The organism is Aquimarina atlantica (genome assembly GCF_000626715.1).
Classification (GTDB): domain Bacteria; phylum Bacteroidota; class Bacteroidia; order Flavobacteriales; family Flavobacteriaceae; genus Aquimarina; species Aquimarina atlantica.
This window is the reverse complement of record NZ_AQRA01000001.1, coordinates 933284-954652: the sequence shown is the minus strand read 5'-3', so window position 1 is coordinate 954652 and position 21369 is coordinate 933284. Positions and strand designations below refer to the sequence as shown.

Below are 21369 nucleotides of genomic sequence, written 5' to 3'. Positions count from 1 at the left end.
TTAAGGTTTTCTAAAAAAAGTGGTTTCGAATGTTGCTCGATTACCTACTTTATCTAACACAACAAGTTTAAAATTATTTTCTGAGTCCGCATGAATTTTATCATTAAAATCATAGATTAACATTCCGGTCTTATAATCATACTCTAATAAAATAAATTTTCCGTTTATAGTACCTCGATAACTTTTTATTCCAGATTCAGAATCATTAATTTTTACTTTTAAATGTGTAGCGTTTGATATCCATTTTTTGCTAGAAACATTAATGGGTATTATTGTAGGTTTTTGGTTATCGGTAAATAAGGAGTACGTTCCAAAAGTACGTGTCCTGGTAGAGAATCGATTACCTTTCTTTGATGTTCTAGAGTATGATGGTGTTTTAGAGCCGTTTATACGGCCTATATATAGTTTTTTCTTATCTTCTTCGCTGTATCTTGATACATCAAAAACCAGAGTCATATTTTTATGCAATGGCGTTTTGTTATTGTGGATTTTGATTTTTTCTCCATTAACAGATATATCTAGATAGGTGTTTTCATATAATGCACCTTTAGGAATGAAAAGATCAAAAAAACCAGAGCTATACGTGTAATTTTCAGTTGCCTTAGCGTATTCAGATGTTTTAGAAATATCTGCTTTTGTGATTGCTTCTACATTCTTTCCTTGCACAGGGATAGTGATTGTAGTGGTATTGTTTTTAAAATCTTTGATATGAATGGTATAGTTATAAGAAAGGCTATCTTGAATATTAACAATACCATTGTTTACTTTCTTTTTAAAAACGGTTAACGGGTTATTTTTTTCAACAAAGAGTTTTGTTATTCTACTTCTATATTCTTTAAAATAGGAGTAATCAATAATTCGATTTGCATATCGTGTTTCGGCAAAAGAAAAACGATTCATTTCTATTTTTAAATTTTCCTGGCCATTAATTAGAGTAGTTATTTCATATACACCGTTATTATTTTCGGCTAAATCTTGTTTGTCTATGGTAGATACGCCAAAACCGATTTTACCATATGCATTCAGATTTTCTGCTTTAAAACTACCATCCTCTTGGGGTGTAAGCTTTAATCTAACTGGTTTTTGAGCACCATTAATATGTGCATCTTTATCTAAACTATAAGCCCAAAGACTATTTACGATTGGTTTTCTGGTATCTTTTACTTCTATACCAAAATTCATTGGGTTCATTGGTCTGGATCTCGAATCTCTAATTTCAAAATGAAGATGAGGTCCAGAACTTCCTCCGGTATTACCACTGTATGCTATAACGTCACCTTGCTTTACCATTAGCGATCCCGATTTAGGAAAAAGCTCTATTTCATAAGATTCTTTTGCGTATTGCCTTTCTTTTACAAAAGCTTCAATTTCTGGGGAGAATTTTTTTAGATGAGCATATACGCTTGTATACCCATTAGGATGTGCGATATATAGTGCTTTACCATATCCACCATGTGAAACCTTTATTCTAGTTACCCGACCAGATGCAGTAGCATATACATTTAATCCTTCTTCGCCCTTAGTTTTCATATCTAATCCAGAATGAAAATGGTTAGATCTCAACTCGCCAAATGTACCCGAAACTACAGTAGGAATATCTAGAGGGCGAATAAAATAGTCTTTAGGAAGGTTTTTTTGTCCGTAGCAAAAAGAAAAGCCGAGTACAATAAAAACTATAATTTTTCTCATAAAAGGGGGTATCTATATGTATGTTTATGAAATGTGCTTATAAAACTACTTATTTTTTTGCTAGATTATGTTATTTTCAGTGCATGATTAATAGCGTCATTTAAATATCCACCAGAAATAATTTTTGTTCTAACCAGGTCTACATTGGTTTTCATTTTTTTATATTCTTCAGATGATAAACTTTCTAATTTGTTACTTAGTTCATCTAAATTAGAAACGGTAAAACCAATATTGTTATCTGTTATAAAGGCACTAATGGCTGCTTTATCCCATACGATTACTGGTAATCCACATAAAATATACAATGAAGTTTTATGAGGGTTGTTATATTTTAAGTACTGTCCGTATTGCCCACTACATTCTTCTGTAGAAATACCATCCCATACTAATCCAAATGATCCTTTAATATGATAAGCGACCACATCAGAAGGAAATGCTCCTTCATAATTAAGTACAGATGTTTCTTTTTCGGTTTTTAGTTTTTGATAATCAAATCCCATACCATAAAGATTCATCCTAAAATTTTTTCTTTCGAATAGGTCAATGTCATAGATATAGGAATTTTTACCTTCTCCAAAACCTCCTGCATATACCACTTCGTGCATTTTTTCTCCTGTAATATCATTGTTTTGATCAGGTAATCCTTTATTTAAGATATAGTCAAATATTCCGAGTACAATTATAGGGATTTTAACGTCTTGTTCTAAAAACCAATTCTTCATCGAATCATTGTGTACAATAATGGCATTCGAAGAAATTATTTTTTTTAATTCTTTATTAGCGTCACTGGTTCTACCTTTCAAAAAGCGCACATCATGAACAATAGTAATGATGTTACATCTTTTTATTTTTGCAACAAATAAGACGTAATTTCTAAACTTATTTAGAGGGTATTGTGTGCATAATGTTGATTTATAAGGTAATCGTATTAGGGCAAAGGTGATCCCGAAAAAGTTTTTTAGAGCACCAATTGCAGAGTTGGGGATTGAAGATTGTTTGAACCCCAGGTTTTTAAACCCCATCTCGGTTAGAATAGACTCACAATCAGTTTTTGCTTTACCAGCTGCGTTAAAAAGAGATTTGTAATTTCTGGAAATGAAATATCCTTTCATATGAATATGTAAAATTTATGTGGGAAAGATACATACATTTTATTTTTTATGCCCTATTTTAAGAAGATTATCAATTGTGATTTTTTGATGCATAATTATTAGGTATAAAATCTTTTAAAAATAGTAGTTTTGACAACTGAATTTTTAGAAACCATTTCAAATAAAAAAAACTAGTGAAAGAAAAGAGATATGATTATCTAATTGTAGGAGCAGGATTGTTTGGAAGTGTTTTTGCTCATGAAATGACTAATCGAGGTAAAAAATGTCTTGTGATAGATAAACGAGATCATTTAGGCGGAAATGTATATTGTGAGGAAAAAGAAGGGATTAATGTGCATAAGTATGGAGCTCACATTTTTCATACTAATGATAAAAAAATCTGGGATTATGTAAATCAGTTTGCAACTTTTAATAATTATATAAATTCTCCACTATCATTATCAAAAGGTAAACTGTATAATCTGCCTTTTAATATGAATACCTTTTATCAACTATGGGGAACAAAGACACCGCAGGAAGCAAAAAAGATTATTGATGAACAAATAGCACAATATGGAGTGAAATCTCCGCAAAACCTGGAAGAACAAGCTTTATCTTTGGTAGGGAAAGATATTTATGAAACTTTTATTAAAGCCTATACAGAAAAACAATGGGGAAAAAAAGCTACAGAACTCCCTGCATTTATTATTAAAAGACTTCCGGTTAGATATACGTATAACAATAATTATTTTAATGACATTTATCAAGGGATTCCTATTGGGGGGTATAATGTAATTATTAATGGTTTATTAGATGGTGTTGATACCAAAACAGGAGTAGATTTTTTTGAAGATAGAATAGAGCTCGAATCTCTAGCCGATAAGATTGTGTATACAGGCAAAATAGATGAGTTTTTTGGATATAAGCATGGGTATTTAGAATACAGGTCATTACGATTCGAACATGAACTTCATGATATAGAAAATTACCAGGGTAATGCTGTGGTAAACTATAATGATGCAAGTTATGCTTTTACCAGAATTATCGAACATAAACATTTTGAATTTGGAAAGCAGGATAAAACAATTATAACAAAAGAATATCCCGAAAATTGGGATAGAAGCAAGGAGGCATATTACCCTATTAATAATAGTAGAAATCAAGAAATCTTTAAAAAGTATAAAAAAGAATCACAACAATTAGAAGGTGTGATTTTTGGAGGAAGACTAGCAGAATATCGCTATTATGATATGCACCAGATAATCGCGTCGTCTTTGGTTAAAGTTGAAGAAATATCGAAGATTAAACCACAATGAAAAAAGGGTTTAAAATTAGTTGTAAAACTATTGGGTTTTTTCAATTGGTATGTTAACTTTGTGTAACGAAGTATTGTGTAAAATTTACAATGAGTGATTTAATTGAAATTATTGATTCTCTTGAAAATAGAATAAGTAAGTTGCTTCATAAATATGAATTAGTTAAGCAACAAAATTTAAGTTTAAAAGAGAAAATATCGGATTTGGAGTCTAATTCAGAACTTCAGGCGGATCAATTAAAGCAGTGGGAAGAAAAATTCAGTGCGCTCAAAAATGCAAACGCAATACTAGGCAGTGACGAATATAAAAGGGAAACCAAGCTCAAAATAAACGCTTTAATAAGAGAGATTGATATGTGCATCGCACAACTTTCTGAATAAGTAAAATATGGCAGATAAGCTTAAAATTAAATTATCTATTGCAGATCGTGTATACCCGTTAACGATTAATCCGGATCAGGAAGAAGGTTTGCGAAAAGCTGCAAAAAAGATAGAAGCCATGATAAAGCAATTTGAGCAAAGTTATGCAGTTAGAGATAAGCAAGATGTATTGGCAATGTGTGCTTTGCAATTTGCTGCACAAGTAGAACAAAAAGCTATAGATAAAGATGATGACACGGTTAATGTGGCTAATAGATTAAATGAATTAAATAATTTGCTGCATGAACATTTATCATAACGTTCTTTAAAATAAATAAGGTTACTGCCTGCACTAGTTGTTATTTTGATAAACTCAACAAGAATTAATTAAAAAGGGTGAGTTTAAGTTGTAAAAGCGCGCCGCCTTGAGCGGATTCTTGAGCAATTTGTTAGCCCTAAACCTGTTTTTACAGAGTTTATACAGAACCTTTGCTAGTGCAGGCTTTTTTTATATAAATACTAACACAAATTATGGATAATAATATTATATTTTTAATAGTTGCTGGGGTAGCAGGACTAATGATAGGATTTATCATTGCCAAAGTTCTGGAACGCAGTAAGGCTTCAGAGATTATTAAAAATGCTAAAAAAACTTCCGAAAGCATTTTAAGAGATGCTAAAAATGAGGGAGAGACAATTAAAAAAGACAAGATACTTCAGGCTAAAGAAAAATTTATTGAATTAAAATCAGAACATGAAAAGGTAATATTATCGAGAGATAAGAAGATGGCCGAAGCTGAAAAACGAACTAGAGATAAAGAATCTCAGGTCTCTAATGAATTATCTAAAAATAAAAAACTAAATGTAGAGCTCGAAGAAAAGATTAAAGAAGGAGAGCAACGCAAGGACTATTTAGAAAAGAAGCAAAACGAACTTAAAAAACTTCATAAAAGCCAGGTACAACAACTTGAAGTTATATCGGGATTATCTGCAGAAGAAGCAAAAGAACAGCTTGTTGAATCTTTAAAAGGACAGGCAAAGACTGATGCAATGGCACTTATTCAAGATACTATTGAAGAAGCTAAGCTAACCGCACAGCAGGAAGCTAAGAAAGTAATCATTAACACAATTCAAAGAATAGGTACAGAAGAAGCAATTGAGAACTGTGTTTCGGTTTTTAATATTGAAAGTGATGATGTAAAAGGTAGAATTATTGGTCGTGAAGGTAGAAATATTAGAGCTATTGAGGCGGCTACAGGAGTTGAGATTATAGTTGATGATACTCCCGAAGCAATAATTTTATCTTGTTTTGATTCTGTAAGAAGGGAAGTGGCTCGATTGTCACTTCATAAACTAGTAACCGATGGAAGAATTCATCCTGCACGAATAGAAGAAGTAGTAAGAAAAACAAGGAAACAAATAGATGAAGAGATCATCGAAGTCGGTAAGCGTACCGTAATTGATCTCGGGATACACGGATTGCATCCAGAACTAATTAAGACTATTGGTAGAATGAAGTATAGATCTTCTTATGGTCAGAATCTTCTGCAACATTCCAGAGAAGTTGCTAAGTTATGTGGTGTAATGGCTTCAGAATTAGGATTGAATCCTAAACTAGCAAAAAGAGCAGGTTTACTTCATGATATTGGTAAGGTTCCGGATACAGAAACAGAAGTTCCGCATGCAATTCTTGGAATGCAATGGGCAGAAAAATATGGTGAAAAACAAGAAGTTTGTAATGCTATAGGAGCTCATCATGATGAGGTAGAGATGACATCGTTAATTTCTCCTATTGTTCAGGTGTGCGATGCGATTAGTGGTGCCAGACCAGGTGCCAGACGTCAGGTTTTGGATTCTTATATTCAAAGATTGAAAGATTTAGAAGGAATCGCTTTTGGATTTGATGGAGTGAAAAAAGCTTATGCGATTCAGGCAGGTAGAGAGCTTCGTGTGATTGTTGAAAGTGAAAAAGTAAATGATGAAAAAGCAGCTAGTCTTTCTTTTGAGATTTCTCAAAAAGTACAGACCGATATGACATATCCTGGTCAGGTTAAAGTGACTGTAATACGAGAGACAAGAGCAGTGAATATTGCTAAATAATATTTATAGATATACTATAATAAGGCGATACTGTATCATTACAAGTATCGCTTTATAGTTTTTATACTATTTTTTGATCACTATATTTTTTGATCATTTGATCTTTCCATTTCAGAGCTAACTCCAAAGTATCAAATTGTTTGAACTCTTTGTTAAAGAAAGCTTTTTCAAGCTTTGTTTGTATTTTTTGTCTATGATCAGCAGATACTACAGCAAAACCAATCACATTTGGAATTTTGGCAGTTTCTAAATATACCGTTGGATTTACAGCATAAGAATTAATACGGTGTGTGATATAAACAAATGGTTTGTTTTTGAAATGTTTTTCTGTAATCAGTAATAAAACATCATTATGTTCTGGCAAGACTGTAATTCCTTCTTTCATTATAGCCTTTACATAATCTTCATATATCTCTATATGACAGAAATAGAAATTATACGAAGTGATCATCTATTATTTGTTAGCATTTTAGTATGAGTTTTAGATACGAAATAGGATAGAAATAGGGCTCTCTTTCTTATTTTATTATCGGTATAATATATGAAAAAAACATGAATTAAAAAGAGGGTTAGAAAAGTTCTTGAGTAATCTTATTTGTTATGTTTTTTTATAATTTCTGGACGATTGTGTTTAAGATTGTTATGTTATTTTTAATCTATATTAAAAGAGGCTGTTATCTACAAGTAACAGCCTCTTTTGTATTGTTGTTTTGTAAATATTAAGTTAAGATTCGGTTGATTCTTCAGCTTTTTTGATGGTAATTGTCAATTCGCCAGAATCATCATCCATATCCATAAATATACTATCACCTTCTTCAAGCTGAGAATTTATAATCTCTTCTGCTAGAGCGTCTTCTATATATTTTTGGATCGCTCTTTTTAACGGTCTTGCACCATACTGTTTGTCAAAACCTTTTTCGGTAATATAATCCTTAGCTTTTTCACTTAAAGAAAGATCGTATCCAAGGTCTTTAATTCGTCCGTATAGTTTGTCAAGTTCGATATCTATAATTTTATGAATATCTTCTCGTTCTAATGCATTAAACACAATAACATCATCTACTCGATTTAGAAACTCGGGAGCAAAGGCTTTTTTTAATGCATTTTCTATTACTCCTTTGGCATAATCTTCTGCCTGAGTCTTTTTTGCAGAAGTTCCAAAACCAACTCCTTGTCCAAAATCTTTTAGTTTACGCGCTCCAATATTAGAAGTCATAATGATAATAGCATTTCTAAAATCAATTTTGCGTCCAAGGCTATCGGTAAGATATCCATCATCTAAGACTTGAAGCATCATATTGAAGACATCGGGATGCGCTTTTTCAATTTCATCTAATAGAACAACTGCATATGGTTTTCTTCTTACTTTCTCAGTAAGTTGGCCTCCTTCTTCATAACCTACATATCCAGGAGGTGCTCCAATAAGTCTAGAGACCGCAAATTTCTCCATATATTCACTCATATCAATACGAATAAGAGTGTCTTCGCTATCAAAGAGTTCTCTGGCCAAAACTTTTGCTAATTGCGTTTTACCAACTCCGGTTTGTCCTAGAAATATGAATGATCCAATAGGTTTATTCGGATCTTTAAGTCCGGCACGGTTACGTTGAATTGCTTTTACGACTTTGGTAACAGCTTCATCCTGGCCAATAACTTTACCCTTGATTAGGTCAGGTAATTCGGCTAGTTTGTTACTTTCGGTTTGTGCGATACGATTAACAGGAATGCCAGTCATCATAGATACTACATCTGCTACATTTTCTTCGTCAACAATCTCTTTATGTAGTTTAGATTCTTTTTCCCATTGTTCTTGTGCAACACCAAGTTCTTTCTCAAGATTCTTTTCGTCATCTCTAAGTTTTGCAGCTTCTTCGTATTTTTGCTTTTTGACTACACTATTTTTAAGTTCTCTTACTTCTTCAAGTTTTTTCTCGAGATCGAGTACTTTTTTAGGAACATCAATATTGGTAATATGCACTCTAGAACCTGCTTCATCCAGTGCATCAATAGCTTTATCTGGTAAAAAGCGATCTGTCATATATCTATTGGTTAATTTTACACAGGCTTCAATAGCTTCTGGTGTGTAACTAACATTATGATGTTCTTCATATTTCTCCTTGATATTGTTAAGGATTTCTATGGTTTCTTCGATATTTGTAGGTTCTACAATTACTTTCTGAAAACGTCTTTCTAAAGCACCATCTTTTTCTATGTATTGGCGATATTCATCTAAGGTTGTAGCTCCAATACATTGGATTTCACCTCTTGCCAAGGCTGGTTTAAACATATTTGAAGCGTCTAAACTTCCTGTAGCACCACCGGCACCGACAATAGTATGAATCTCATCTATAAAAAGAATGATGTCATCGTTCTTTTCTAATTCGTTCATTACCGCTTTCATTCGCTCTTCGAATTGTCCACGATATTTGGTTCCCGCGACTAAGCTTGCCAGATCAAGAGTAACGACTCTTTTGTCAAATAAGATTCTAGAAACTTTACGTTTTACTATTCTTAGAGCAAGTCCTTCTGCAATGGCAGATTTACCAACTCCAGGTTCTCCTATGAGTAGTGGGTTGTTCTTTTTACGTCTACTTAATATTTGAGATACACGTTCTATTTCTTTGGAACGCCCCACTACGGGGTCGAGTTTTCCTTCTTCTGCCATTGCCGTTAAATCACGGCCAAAGTTATCTAAAACAGGGGTTTTAGATTTTTTTCCCGCTTTACTTCCTCCAGAAGGAGAGTTAAAAGGATTTTCTTTAGACGAATCTCCTGTTAAATCGTCATCATCTTCAGAGAAAGATTCTGCTTTTGGGTTATCTATATATTCTTCTTCGTTAGCAATCATAAACTTAAATTGGTCTTTAACATTATCATAATCTACTTTTAAACGATTTAAAAGTTTTGTAGTTGGGTCATTTTCATTTCTTAGGATACATAGCAGAAGATGAGCCGTATTAATAGAAGAGCTTTGAAATAGCTTAGCTTCTAAAAAAGTAGTTTTTAATGCTCTTTCAGCTTGTCTAGTTAAATGTAAATTTTTTTTCTCGTTCGAGGCAACGGCTATATTTGGATTTGCTGGACTTAAGATTTCTACCTTTCTTCTTAAATTAGTCAAATCGATATCTAGCGCATCTAGAATATTAATAGCTTTACCACTTCCGTCACGTAGCAACCCTAACATAAGGTGTTCTGTGCCAATAAAGTCATGCCCTAATCTTAGCGCTTCTTCTTTACTGTACGCAATCACATCTTTTACTCTGGGCGAAAAATTATCATCCATAAAATTATTCTCTTTCTTTATAACTAAAATAGTAATTTTTAGAATTAAATTGACAAAAACTATTCCTTTTAATTAGATATTTTGACATTGGGATATTTTGTCATGCAATTTCAAGCTCTAAAAATACACATACCCGCTCTGAGACAGTGCCAGTTATGGTTTTTTTGCTTGTATTGGTAAATAGACAAAAAATGCATTAATAATCAAAACCTAAGATCACAGACTTATTAACGACATCTATTCATACTATTGTTAATAAATTCCGTATATTACAGGGGAATTGGCTGTTAAAACCATCTTAATTTGCTTAAATTAGCGCGTTTAATTAATCAATTTTAGAATAAAATAATTTTTTATGGCTGATGGAGAAAAGCTTATACCTATCAATATAGAAGATGAGATGAAATCTGCATACATTGATTATTCAATGTCTGTTATTGTATCTCGTGCACTTCCTGATGTTAGGGATGGTCTTAAGCCCGTACATAGACGTGTTTTATACGGTATGTATGAACTGGGTGTTAAAGCGAGTAGTGCCCACAAGAAATCTGCAAGAATTGTAGGAGAAGTTCTTGGTAAATATCACCCGCATGGTGATACATCTGTATATGATACGATGGTTCGTATGGCGCAAGAATGGAGTTTGAGATATATGTTAGTTGATGGTCAGGGTAACTTTGGTTCTGTAGATGGTGATAGCCCTGCAGCTATGCGTTATACAGAAGCAAGAATGCGAAAGATATCAGAAGATATGTTGGCAGATATCGAAAAAGATACTGTAGACCATACCTTTAATTTTGATGATACTTTACAAGAACCAACAGTTCTACCAACAAGAGTCCCGGGATTATTAATAAATGGAGCTTCAGGAATTGCAGTTGGTATGGCTACAAACATGCCTCCTCATAATTTAAGTGAAGTTGTTGATGGTACTATTGCATATATCGATAATAATGATATCGAAATTGATGAGTTAATACAATACATTAAAGCTCCGGATTTTCCTACAGGTGGAACAATTTATGGTTATGATGGTGTTAGAGAAGCTTTTAAAACAGGTAGAGGAAGAGTCGTTATTCGAGCTAAAGCCAGTTTTGAAGAAGTAAACGGTAGAGAATGCATTATTGTTAGTGAAATTCCTTATCAAGTTAATAAAGCAGACATGATTAAAAAAACTGCTGATCTTGTTAACGATAAGAAAATTGATGGGATTGCTACAATACGTGATGAGTCTGATAGAAAAGGTATGCGTATTGTATATGTTCTAAAACGTGATGCAATACCTAATATAGTACTAAATCTTTTATATAAATATACAGCTTTACAATCTTCTTTTAGTGTAAATAATATTGCACTGGTTAATGGAAGACCGCAGTTGTTAAATGTAAAAGAAATGATTCATTATTTTGTAGAACACAGACATGAAGTTGTTGTTCGCCGTACAAAATATGAATTGAAAAAAGCTGAAGAAAGAGCTCATATTCTCGAAGGTTTAATTATAGCTTCTGATAATATTGATGAAGTGATTGCTTTAATTCGTTCTTCTGCTAACACCGATGAGGCACGCGAAAAATTAATAAAACGTTTTGAACTTTCTGAAATACAGGCCAAGGCGATTGTAGAAATGCGTTTAAGACAGTTAACAGGTCTTGAACAAGATAAATTACGTGCCGAGTATGAAGAATTGATGAAAACAATTGAGGACCTTAAGGATATTTTGGAGAAGAAGGAGCGTAGAATGCAAATCATTAAGGATGAACTTGTCGAAGTAAAAGAAAAGTACGGTGATGAACGTCGCTCTCAAATAGAATATGCAGGAGGAGATCTAAGTATAGAAGATATGATCCCGGATGAAAAAGTAGTCATTACGATTTCGCATGCAGGATATATAAAACGAACTTCTCTTAATGAATATAAGAAACAAAATAGAGGAGGAGTAGGACAAAAAGGAAGTACAACACGTAATGAGGATTTTCTTGAACATTTATTTGTAGGAACTAATCATCAGTATATGCTGTTCTTTACTCAGAAAGGAAAATGTTTCTGGATGAGAGTATATGAAATTCCTGAAGGAAGTAAAACTTCTAAAGGAAGAGCTATTCAAAATCTAATTAATATACATAGTGATGATAAAGTGAAAGCTTTTATCTGTACTCAGGATCTTAAAGACGAAGAGTATATTAATTCGCACTATGTCATTATGGCAACGAAAAAAGGTCAGGTCAAAAAGACATCTTTAGAGCAATATTCCAGACCAAGAACAAATGGTATTAATGCTATTACTATAAAGGATGATGACGAACTTCTAGAAGCGAAATTAACCGATGGTAAAAGCCAGGTAATGTTAGCCGTAAAATCGGGTAAAGCAATTCGATTTGAAGAAGAAAAAACCAGGCCAATGGGACGTGGAGCCTCAGGAGTAAGAGGAATAAGACTTGCCGATGATAACGATGAAGTGATTGGTATGGTAGCTGTTAATGAAATGGAAAGTAATATCTTAGTAGTTTCAGAAAACGGTTATGGAAAACGTTCTAAATTAGAAGATTATAGAATAACAAATAGAGGAGGGAAAGGTGTTAAAACCATTTCTGTTACAGATAAAACAGGATCTCTGGTAGCAATTAAGAATGTTACCGATTTAGATGATCTTATGATTATAAATAAATCAGGAATTGCTATTCGACTTGCCGTAGAAGATTTACGTGTGATGGGACGCGCAACACAAGGTGTACGTCTTATTAATTTAAAAGGTAAAGATTCTATTGCTGCAGTAGCAAAAGTTATGCATGACGAAGATGATATAGATCAGGGTGAAGATATAGAAGATGTTGATTCTTCTACAACAGATGCTGATACCACTTCGGATGGCACGAATATTGATAATGAAACAAAACAATAATTAAATCCCATTTTAAAAACTCAAGTAATGAAGACTAAATTTATCGTAGTACTATTTCTAGCTGTTAGTGCTTTTGGATTTTCTCAGAAGGACACGCCAAAACAAGCATTAAAAGCGGCAAACAAGGCCTTGAAATCTGGTAACATGGATGTAGCTAGTGAAGCATTGAAAGCTGCTGAAGGACAGTTAAACGCTGCTGATGAAAAAATGAAAGCGCAATATTATTTCTTTAAAGGTCAGGTTGTAGCTGCTTCTGCAGGTGAATCTTTAGAGAAAATTGAAAGTGCAGCAAGTGCTTATAATAAAACAATTGAAATTGAAAAAGCCGCAGGAGGATCTAAATATACTGCAGATGCTACTCAAAAATTACAATTGTTACGTCAATCTTTAATTGAAAACGCAATTAAAGATCAGAATGCAAAAAACTATAAAGGAGCATCAGAAAAACTTTATTTAGGATATACAACTAATAAAGCTGATACAACATATCTATATTATGCAGCTAGTAATGCTGTTAATGATAAAGATTATGATACTGCTCTAAAATATTATAAGGAATTAAAAAGCCTTGGTTTTAGCGGGGTGAAAAAGGAATTTGTAGCAACGCATAAAGAAACAGGTAAGGTTGATGTTTTTGAATCAAAACAAATAAGAGACCTTTCTGTAAAAACTGGAGAATACATTAAGCCAGAAACTAAAACTTCTGAATCTAGAAAAGGAGAGATTGCAAAAAATATTGCTTTGATTTATATGAGTCAAGGAAAAGATGAAGAAGCAATTGCTGCTATTGAAGATGCTAAAAAAGAAAATCCTGAGGATGCAGCATTAAAACAAGCAGAAGCTGATGTATATTATAAGTTAGGAAATATTGCTAAGTATAAAGAAATTATGGAGCAGATCGTAGCTAATGATCCTGAAAACCCAGATTTACTATATAATTTAGGAGTTAGTGCATCTCGTCTTGGTGATAATGATCAGGCATTAGGTTACTATAAAAAAGCTTTAGAGCTAAAACCAGATTATAGCGCTGCTCAAATCAATATCGCTTCTATAATTTTAAGTGGAGAAACTAAGATTGTAGACGAAATGAATAGCCTGGGAACATCTTCAAGTGATAATAGAAGATATGAAGAGCTTACAAAAAAGAGATCAGAGTTATATAAAACAGCTGTTCCTTACCTTGAAGGAGCGCTAAAAAGTAATCCTGATAATGTTGAAGCTATTCGTACGTTGATGAATATATTTTATCAGTTAGATGACCCTAAAGCTGGAGAAATGAAAGATAGACTTAAAGCTTTAGAAGGAGGTAACTAATAATAAGAGCTTTCATATTACATATCATAAAAAAAACCGGAATGTACATTCCGGTTTTTTTTTATGATGTATTTAAAATAGTATTTATAAAATATTATGAATAGTATTTTAAATTTGACACTACTGCTTATCTAAGCTCGGCGCCTAATTTATTTTCAAAATTGTACTGTAATTTGCTCATAATCTTATCGATTTGTTTATCGGTAAGTGTTTTATTGTCGTCTTGTAGAATAAAACTTACGGCATACGATTTTTTTCCTTTAGGAAGGTTTTTACCCTGGTACACGTCAAATAAGTTTACGTCTTTTAGAATTTGTTTTTCGGTTTGCTTGGCGATAGTATGAATTTCTTCAAACTTAATAGAATCATCTAGTAACAAAGCAAAATCACGTCGTACTTCGGGAAATTTTGGAATATCTTTATACTTTAGTTTATTGTGTTTTGCATATTCTAAAATAGTATCCCAGTTAAAATCGGCATACAATACTTCCTGAGAAATAGAGAAATGTTTAAGTACCGATTTTTTTAGTATTCCAAAATCTACTAAATGTGCTTTACCAATACTTAGAGAAAGACCTTCAGCAAAAACATCATTCTTTATAGGAGATGTTTTTAATCTTGTTAGTCCTAAACGTTCTAAAACAGAGAATACTATTCCTTTTAAATAAAAGAAATCACTTGTTTGCGGATTTGAAATCCAGGTTTCTTTAGATCTACTTCCAGAAACAATAATGCTTAGATGTTTATTCTCTATTCTTTTATCTTCATAGTTATGATATGTTTTTCCGAATTCAAATAATTTAAGGTCTGATCGCTTCCTATTGCTATTATATGATACAGCTTCTAATCCCGAAAATAACATAGATTGCCTCATTACTGCCAAATCATTACTTAGTGGATTAAGCATTTCTACATTATTCTCATTTTTAAGCTGTTCACTCAAGGCAATATAATCAGGAGAGGTAAGGGAATTGGCTAACATCTCGTGAAATCCCTGACCAACAAGTTGATTTGATATGGTATTTTGCACATTATAATCAGAGAACTTGTCAATATTTGATATCGAAGCATTCAATTTTTGAGTAAAACCAATAGTATTATACCCGTATACTCTAAGAATTTCTTCTATTACATCAACTTCTCTTTGTACATCATTTCTATATGCAGGAATGGTAAGTCCTATTCCCGCCTCGGTTACGCTATTAATTTTAATATCCAGTGAAGTGAGGATCCCTTTAATAGTATCCTGAGGTATTTCTTCACCGATTAACTTTGTAGCATTTTCAAAAGATAAAATCACCTGAAAATCTTCAATTTTTTTAGGATACAAATCCATAATTTCACTAGAAATATTCCCTCCCGCAAGTTCTTGTATTAATAGAGCAGCTCTTTTTAGAGCATATTCAGTTATATTGGGATCAATACCTCTTTCAAATCTAAAAGAAGCATCTGTATTTAGGCCATGTCGCTTTGCAGTTTTACGAATACTAATAGGATCAAAGTAGGCACTTTCTAAGAAAATAGATGTTGTTCTTTCTGTAACACCAGAGTTTATTCCTCCAAATACACCTGCAATACAAAGAGGTTTTACAGCATCACAGATCATAAGATCATCTTGGTGTAATTCTCTTTCTACTTCATCTAGAGTTGTAAATTTGGTACCAGCATCAACAGTTTTTACTTCAATTTTATTCCCTTCAATATAATGTGAGTCAAATGCATGCAGAGGTTGCCCTAACTCATGCAAAACATAATTGGTAACATCTACAACATTATTTTTTGGAGTAATTCCTATTGCTTTTAAGCGGTGTTGTAACCAGGCAGGAGATTCACCTACTTTAATATCAGAAATTGTTACACCGCAATACCTGGGGGCCATTTCATTATTTTTGACTTCGATGTCAATTTTGTTTAGCCTGTTTTCTACTCTAAAATTACTTACAGAAGGAGTAATAAGTTCTAAATTAATATCTTTTTGTAGCAACCCTGCTTTGAGATCACGTGCAGTACCCCAATGACTCATCGCATCAGCACGGTTGGGAGTTAATCCAATTTCAAACACAAAGTCATTTTCAATATCAAATATGTCTGCAGCTTTAGTACCTACAGTGATATCAGTACTTAAGACCATAATCCCGTCATGACTTTTCCCTAGCCCTAATTCGTCTTCGGCGCAGATCATACCATGACTTTCCTCTCCTCGTATTTTTCCTTTTTTAATGACCCATTCTTCTCCCTTATCATTATAAAGTTTTGTGCCAATAGTCGCAACAGGAACTTTTTGTCCAGCAGCCACGTTAGGAGCACCACAAACAATCTGAACCGGTTCGCCACTACCTAAATCTACTTTGGTAATCTTAAGCTTATCTGCATTTGGATGCTTTTCGCAATTAAGAACCTGCCCAATAACGACACCTTCTAATCCTCCTTTTACACTTTGATAGGACTCTATTCCTTCTACCTCTAATCCCAGATCGGTAAGGAGTTCTCCGGTTTTCTCTGCATCCCAGTCGATGTTAATAAATTGCTTCAGCCAGTTATATGAAATCTTCATTTGTGATCTTTCTAAATTCAGTTGGTAAAGATAATATATTGGGCAAAGGATACAAATAGTTCAAAGTATATCTATAAACAAAATTGTAGTATATTTATAATAGTTTTATTCTAACCAAAAATTTTAATATTATGAAAACAGGAATTAAGTTACTTACTATTATGTTCCTCTTCGGAATTATTTCTTGTACTGATAAGAAAAAAGAAGAAGAAGAAACCAAAGCAGTTGTAGAAAAAATAGAATCGATCGAGTCTGAATTAGATCAGGTTTCTGAAGAAGTTGAAACTAAAGTAGAAGAATTAGAAGAATCTTTAGAAGATTTGGATGATATTTAAAAGCTTCTATCAATAAACCTTCATACCCTCAATCATTTTAACACTAACTAAAAAAAACTAACATGAAATTTATAAAACTAGTATTAGTATTTGTTTTGATTTTTACTTTAGGGAATCAGGTAACAATTGCCCAAGGGAAATCTCAGGAAGCAAAAGAAAAAATAGCTGAGAAAAAAGAAAAAGCTCAGGAAAAAGCAGAAAAAAAAGCTGAGAAAGCCCAGGAGAAGGCCGATAAAGCTAAAGAAAAAGCAGAAAAAAAAGTTGAAAAACTTGAAGAGAAAGCTGAAGAAGCTAAGGAGAAAGCTATTGAAAAGGCAGAAAAAGCAGAAGAAAAAGCCGAAAAAGCTTTAGAAAAAACCGAAAAGAAAATAAAAGGTAAGGCTTACGGGAAAAATAAAGAAGGGCTTACAGGTAAGGAATTTGGGATGGCCAGAGCCGAAGAAGCAAAAGGTATGGTAAAAGAGCGTAGCGAAGTGCTGACAAGGAATGAAGAAAGACTAAAAAAGGGGAAAGAAAAGATTGAGGCGGCAAAAGAACGCCTGGCAAAAGCAAAGGAAAAAGAGGGAGAAGATGCTCTAACTCCAGAAGAAATTACAGAAAAAGAAACTAAAATCTCTAAAGCCGAAGAAAAGCTAAAAGCTTTAGAAGAATCAATAAAAAAAGGAAAAGAAAAGATGAAAGAAGGAAAAGAAAAGTTAGATAAATTGTATGCAAAGGAGCAATAAAAGCTTAATAAAATTATAAAATGAGAATCGTCCGGTAAGTTTTAGTTAACTTTCCGGACTTTTTATACTATTAAATAATGAGAAAAACAGCCGTACTTATTTTACTTGTTGTCACTATTTTTTCTTCTTGTAAGAAAGAAAAACCATCAGATATGGTTGAGTTTAAAAGTGGCCCATGGAAAGCTACATTAGAAGTTCAGGACAATAAAAAGCTTCCTTTTCTGATGGAAGTAATGGATGATCAGACCATAAAAATCTTTAATGCCGAAGAAACAATTAATGTTGATGAAGTTACGGTGAATAAAGATTCTATAATAATTAAACTTCCTGTTTTCGAGGGATATATTGCTGGTCGATTTATAGATTCTATGACCATTTCTGGAAGTTTTATTAAAAAAAGCCTGGATAGAGTAGTACCTTTTACAGCAAAATATGGCGAGCAAGATCGATTTGAAATTACTTCAAAATCGAATCATGATATTACAGGAAATTGGGAGACAGTTTTTAGTAAAGATAATGAGGAAGATAAATATATTGCCAAAGGTACTTTTAAGCAAAACGGAAACATTGTTACGGGTACTTTTAGAACAACTACAGGAGACTATCGTTATTTAGAAGGCGTTTTAAATAAGAATGAATTACAATTATCAACTTTTGACGGAGCTCATGCGTTCTTATTTACTGCACAGGTAACAGATAGTACATTAAACGGTTACTTTTATTCTGGTAATCACTGGAAAGAACCTTTTGTAGCCAAGAGAAATGAAAACTTTAAATTGCCTTCTGAAGATTCATTAACTTTTCTGAAAGAAGGGTATGATACATTAGAATTTAATTTTCCTGATGTAGAAGGAAATCAAATTTCGCTTAAAGATGAGCGATTTAAAGATAAAGCGGTTATTGTACAGATTATGGGAACCTGGTGCCCAAATTGCATGGATGAAACCAAATATTATGTAGAGTATCAGGATAAAAATAAAAATAATGGAGCCGAATTTGTAGCATTAGCTTTTGAGTACGCAAAGACCAAAGAAAAAGCATTTACATCGATAAAACGACTACAACAAAAATTAAAAGTTCCTCATCCCATCCTTTTGGCCCAATATGGAACTTCTGATAAACAAAAAGCACAAGAAAAACTACCCATGCTAAACCATGTGTTGTCATATCCAACCACCATTTTTATTGATAAAAAAGGGCAAGTTCGCAAAATACACACAGGGTTTAATGGCCCGGCCACAGGTCAGAAATATATAGATTTTAAAAAGGATTTTGAAGACTTTGTTAATCAGTTGTTAAAAGAATAACATGGTTTAACAATCAATTATGACTTTCTTTTTGAGTTTAACACTACAGTAACATTAGGATTGAGATATACCTCTTACATTGTTTAGGTAAGAAATTTAATTTCTCTAAGTGATAATAATTAATCAAAAAAAACAGTCATGAAACAATTCAACTTAATTACAATTTGTATTGTGAGCGCAATGATGTTGCTCTCAATTCAAACAAATGCGCAACTTACCACTCCAGAAGGAAGTCAACGTGCACAGGTGATGCAACGTGTAGGGATAACTAATATCACCATTGATTATGGGAGGCCAAGTGTAAAGGAACGTGAAATCTGGGGGAAACTAGTTCCTTATGGATATAATAACCTGGGGTTTGGAACCTCTAAAGCAGCACCCTGGAGAGCAGGGGCTAATAGCAATTCGACAATAACGTTTACTCATGATGTTAAAATTGAAGGAAAAGACATTAAAGCAGGTACTTATGGGCTTCATATTGCGCTAAAAGAAGATGGTGGTGCTACGGTTATATTTTCTAACAATTCTACATCCTGGGGAAGTTATTTTTATGATGAAAAGGAAGATGCTTTACGTGTAGATGTTAAAACCAAAGAAACCGCTCATACCGAAATGTTAACTTTTTTATTTCCTAATGTTGAAGCCAATAGTGCGATAGCTGCATTGAGATGGGAGAAAAAGGAAATTCCTTTCAAGATCGAAGTTGATGTAAAAAATGTGGTCATGGCCGGTATTAAAAATGATCTTCGTAATTCTGCTGGTTTTACCCAAACAAATTGGGATAATGCTGCAAATTACGCTTTTAATGCTGGTGAGTTAGATCAGGCATTAGAATGGGTTAATGCCTCTATATCGGGTAATTTTTTTAGTAAAGAAACTTTTGCTAACCTATCGCTTAAATCACAAATTTTGGCTAAGCAAGGAAAAACAGCTGAAGCTATGACTTTTGTGGATAAGGCAGCTAAGCTAGGAAGCACTACACAGATTTTTAGATTAGGAACGGGGTTGATAAGCTTAGGGCAAAAAGATAAAGCACTTGTTATTTTAAAAGATAATGTAAAAAATAGTAAAGGTGCATGGCCATCTAACTATGGGTTAGCAAAAGCATATTCGGCAACTGGAGATTATAAAAATGCTATCAAAGCGATAAACACATCACTAGCTAACGCTCCTGATCGATTTAAAGGAAGACTTAATGGTGATTTAGAAAAACTTAAAAACGGAAAAGATATTAATTAGGATACTAATCTATAACAAGCAATAATAACTAAAGACCGTCTATTTTGTTAGACGGTCTTTATGTTTTTTAAACTATAAATCTTTAATCGGTTAATTTTCGCATTATCCATTCAGCTGGGCCATGTTTTGCATATTTTTTACTAATCATCGAAAAAATGAGACATGCTATACAAAATAACAATGCATATAAAAATGAAAAGTTGATTGTATAGGTTCCCATTTTTGTAGGGTCAACAATTTCTATACACCCCATTCCTAATATAACATGTGCGATATAAAAAGTTAAAGCAAGTTGCCCTGTATTTTTTAAAATACGTATCAAAATAGTATTCTCATATTTTCTTGAGATAAGAATACAAGATGAAATTAGAAATATGGCTATACTACTTCCAGAAATCATGTATAGAGGTAATGGAGGCATAGGGTTTGTTCCAAGAATCGGAGTTAATTCTGTGATGATTTCTTGGTTTCCCATAGAAAAGAATACAATTGAAAAATATGATATTATTTGTACAATTATAAATACAGCAAGACTACTCCATAATGCTTTTGTAACTACTATGGTATTACTTAATTCCATTTTACCAAACCACATTCCTATAATCATAAAGGCACTCCATGGAATAACAGGATGGAAACCGTTAAAAAAAAGGTTTTTTAAGAAACCTTTTAGGGTCCATAGATTTGTATACTCCATTTTAGTATAATCCCATCCACTATCATAATTCCATAATATCATGAGTATAGGGTATATTATAATCATTCCTATTGCTATTAACACTAGTGTTTTTGGATTACTTTTTATTAAAAAGATAGCTAGTAAAATGTATATCGCATAAAAATGTAAAATATCTGCTTGCCAGATTGTTGAATAGGATATACCAATTAAGAAAAGAAATAGAGCTCTTTTAAGAAGTTTATTTTTATTTCTGTTTAATGTCTCATCATCAGCACTTTTTGTTAGTAATGAAATTCCTACACCAGCAAGAACCACAAAGGTTGCAGCTGCTTTTCCGTCTAATATTCCTAAAAAGGCGTTTAAGAGTGGGTTACCATGACTTCCGAATACCATTTTAAAATTAACGATAATCATTCCGAAAATAGCTAATGCTCTTGCTACATCTATTCCGATAATTCTTTTTTGCATAGAACTCTGTT

Annotated in this window: 16 protein-coding genes and 1 other RNA gene; 11 read left to right on the top strand and 6 right to left on the bottom strand. The window is 32.9% G+C overall.

Translation table 11 applies throughout. The annotated features are described in order from the left end of the window. Both ATO12_RS04230 and ATO12_RS04225 read right to left on the bottom strand, forming a co-directional pair. Positions 1-1689 (bottom strand): M23 family metallopeptidase, encoded by a 1689-nt coding sequence (locus ATO12_RS04230; protein WP_034238976.1) that lies wholly within the window; start codon positions 1687-1689, stop codon positions 1-3. A 65-nt stretch (positions 1690-1754) separates the two neighbouring features. Continuing rightward, complete coding sequence (locus tag ATO12_RS04225; RefSeq protein ID WP_034238973.1) at positions 1755-2801, bottom strand: hypothetical protein; 1047 nt, start codon at positions 2799-2801, stop codon at positions 1755-1757. Positions 2802-2974: 173 nt separating this feature from the next. Between ATO12_RS04225 and glf the strand changes: the two genes are divergently transcribed. The 5 genes from glf (at position 2975) to rny (ending at position 6555) form a co-directional block, all read left to right on the top strand. Continuing rightward, positions 2975-4096 (top strand): UDP-galactopyranose mutase, encoded by a 1122-nt coding sequence (gene glf, locus ATO12_RS04220; RefSeq protein ID WP_034238969.1) that lies wholly within the window; start codon positions 2975-2977, stop codon positions 4094-4096. Between the two features lie 89 nt (positions 4097-4185). Next, positions 4186-4476 (top strand): hypothetical protein, encoded by a 291-nt coding sequence (locus ATO12_RS04215; protein ID WP_034238966.1) that lies wholly within the window; start codon positions 4186-4188, stop codon positions 4474-4476. A gap of 7 nt (positions 4477-4483) precedes the next feature. After that, positions 4484-4774, top strand: coding sequence for a cell division protein ZapA (locus tag ATO12_RS04210; RefSeq protein WP_024772608.1), 291 nt, complete (start codon positions 4484-4486; stop codon positions 4772-4774). A gap of 52 nt (positions 4775-4826) precedes the next feature. Then, positions 4827-4933, top strand: a non-coding RNA gene (ssrS, locus tag ATO12_RS25285) — 6S RNA. A gap of 53 nt (positions 4934-4986) precedes the next feature. Then, positions 4987-6555, top strand: coding sequence for a ribonuclease Y (gene rny, locus ATO12_RS04205; RefSeq protein WP_034238960.1), 1569 nt, complete (start codon positions 4987-4989; stop codon positions 6553-6555). Between the two features lie 61 nt (positions 6556-6616). Here rny and ATO12_RS04200 read toward each other — a convergent pair whose 3' ends face one another. Continuing rightward, on the bottom strand, positions 6617-7006 hold the full coding sequence (locus ATO12_RS04200; protein WP_034238957.1) for an STAS/SEC14 domain-containing protein: 390 nt from the start codon (positions 7004-7006) through the stop codon (positions 6617-6619). Between the two features lie 273 nt (positions 7007-7279). Then, positions 7280-9838, bottom strand: a complete 2559-nt coding sequence (locus tag ATO12_RS04195) for an ATP-dependent Clp protease ATP-binding subunit (RefSeq protein ID WP_034238954.1) — start codon at positions 9836-9838, stop codon at positions 7280-7282. Positions 9839-10193: 355 nt separating this feature from the next. On the opposite strand from ATO12_RS04195, the gene gyrA reads away from it, so the two are divergent. Continuing rightward, positions 10194-12737, top strand: coding sequence for a DNA gyrase subunit A (gene gyrA, locus ATO12_RS04190; RefSeq protein ID WP_034238951.1), 2544 nt, complete (start codon positions 10194-10196; stop codon positions 12735-12737). 27 nt (positions 12738-12764) lie between these two features. Then, positions 12765-14051, top strand: a complete 1287-nt coding sequence (locus ATO12_RS04185; RefSeq protein WP_034238948.1) for a tetratricopeptide repeat protein — start codon at positions 12765-12767, stop codon at positions 14049-14051. Positions 14052-14178: 127 nt separating this feature from the next. On the opposite strand, the gene pheT is transcribed toward ATO12_RS04185, so the two are convergent. Further along, on the bottom strand, positions 14179-16605 hold the full coding sequence (gene pheT, locus ATO12_RS04180; protein WP_034238945.1) for a phenylalanine--tRNA ligase subunit beta: 2427 nt from the start codon (positions 16603-16605) through the stop codon (positions 14179-14181). Between the two features lie 131 nt (positions 16606-16736). Here pheT and ATO12_RS04175 point away from each other — a divergent pair, with 131 nt between their 5' ends. The 4 genes from ATO12_RS04175 to ATO12_RS04160 all read left to right on the top strand — a co-directional run bounded on the left by ATO12_RS04175 (position 16737) and on the right by ATO12_RS04160 (position 20211). Further along, positions 16737-16940: a hypothetical protein gene (locus ATO12_RS04175; protein WP_034238942.1), complete on the top strand. Its 204-nt coding sequence runs from the start codon at positions 16737-16739 to the stop codon at positions 16938-16940. Positions 16941-17002: 62 nt separating this feature from the next. Then, entirely contained in the window at positions 17003-17665 is a 663-nt protein-coding gene (locus tag ATO12_RS25905) for a hypothetical protein (protein ID WP_034238940.1), read from the top strand. Between the two features lie 77 nt (positions 17666-17742). Next, the gene (locus tag ATO12_RS04165; RefSeq protein ID WP_034238938.1) at positions 17743-18972 is read left to right on the top strand and encodes a peroxiredoxin family protein; all 1230 of its coding nucleotides are present in this window, start codon (positions 17743-17745) and stop codon (positions 18970-18972) included. Between the two features lie 138 nt (positions 18973-19110). After that, a complete protein-coding gene (locus ATO12_RS04160) occupies positions 19111-20211 on the top strand; it encodes a DUF2911 domain-containing protein (protein ID WP_034238936.1) in 1101 nt (366 codons plus the stop codon). Positions 20212-20293: 82 nt separating this feature from the next. Here the strand turns inward: ATO12_RS04160 and ATO12_RS04155 are convergent, their stop codons facing one another. After that, complete coding sequence (locus ATO12_RS04155; protein WP_034238933.1) at positions 20294-21358, bottom strand: DUF418 domain-containing protein; 1065 nt, start codon at positions 21356-21358, stop codon at positions 20294-20296. Positions 21359-21369: the final 11 nt, after the last annotated feature.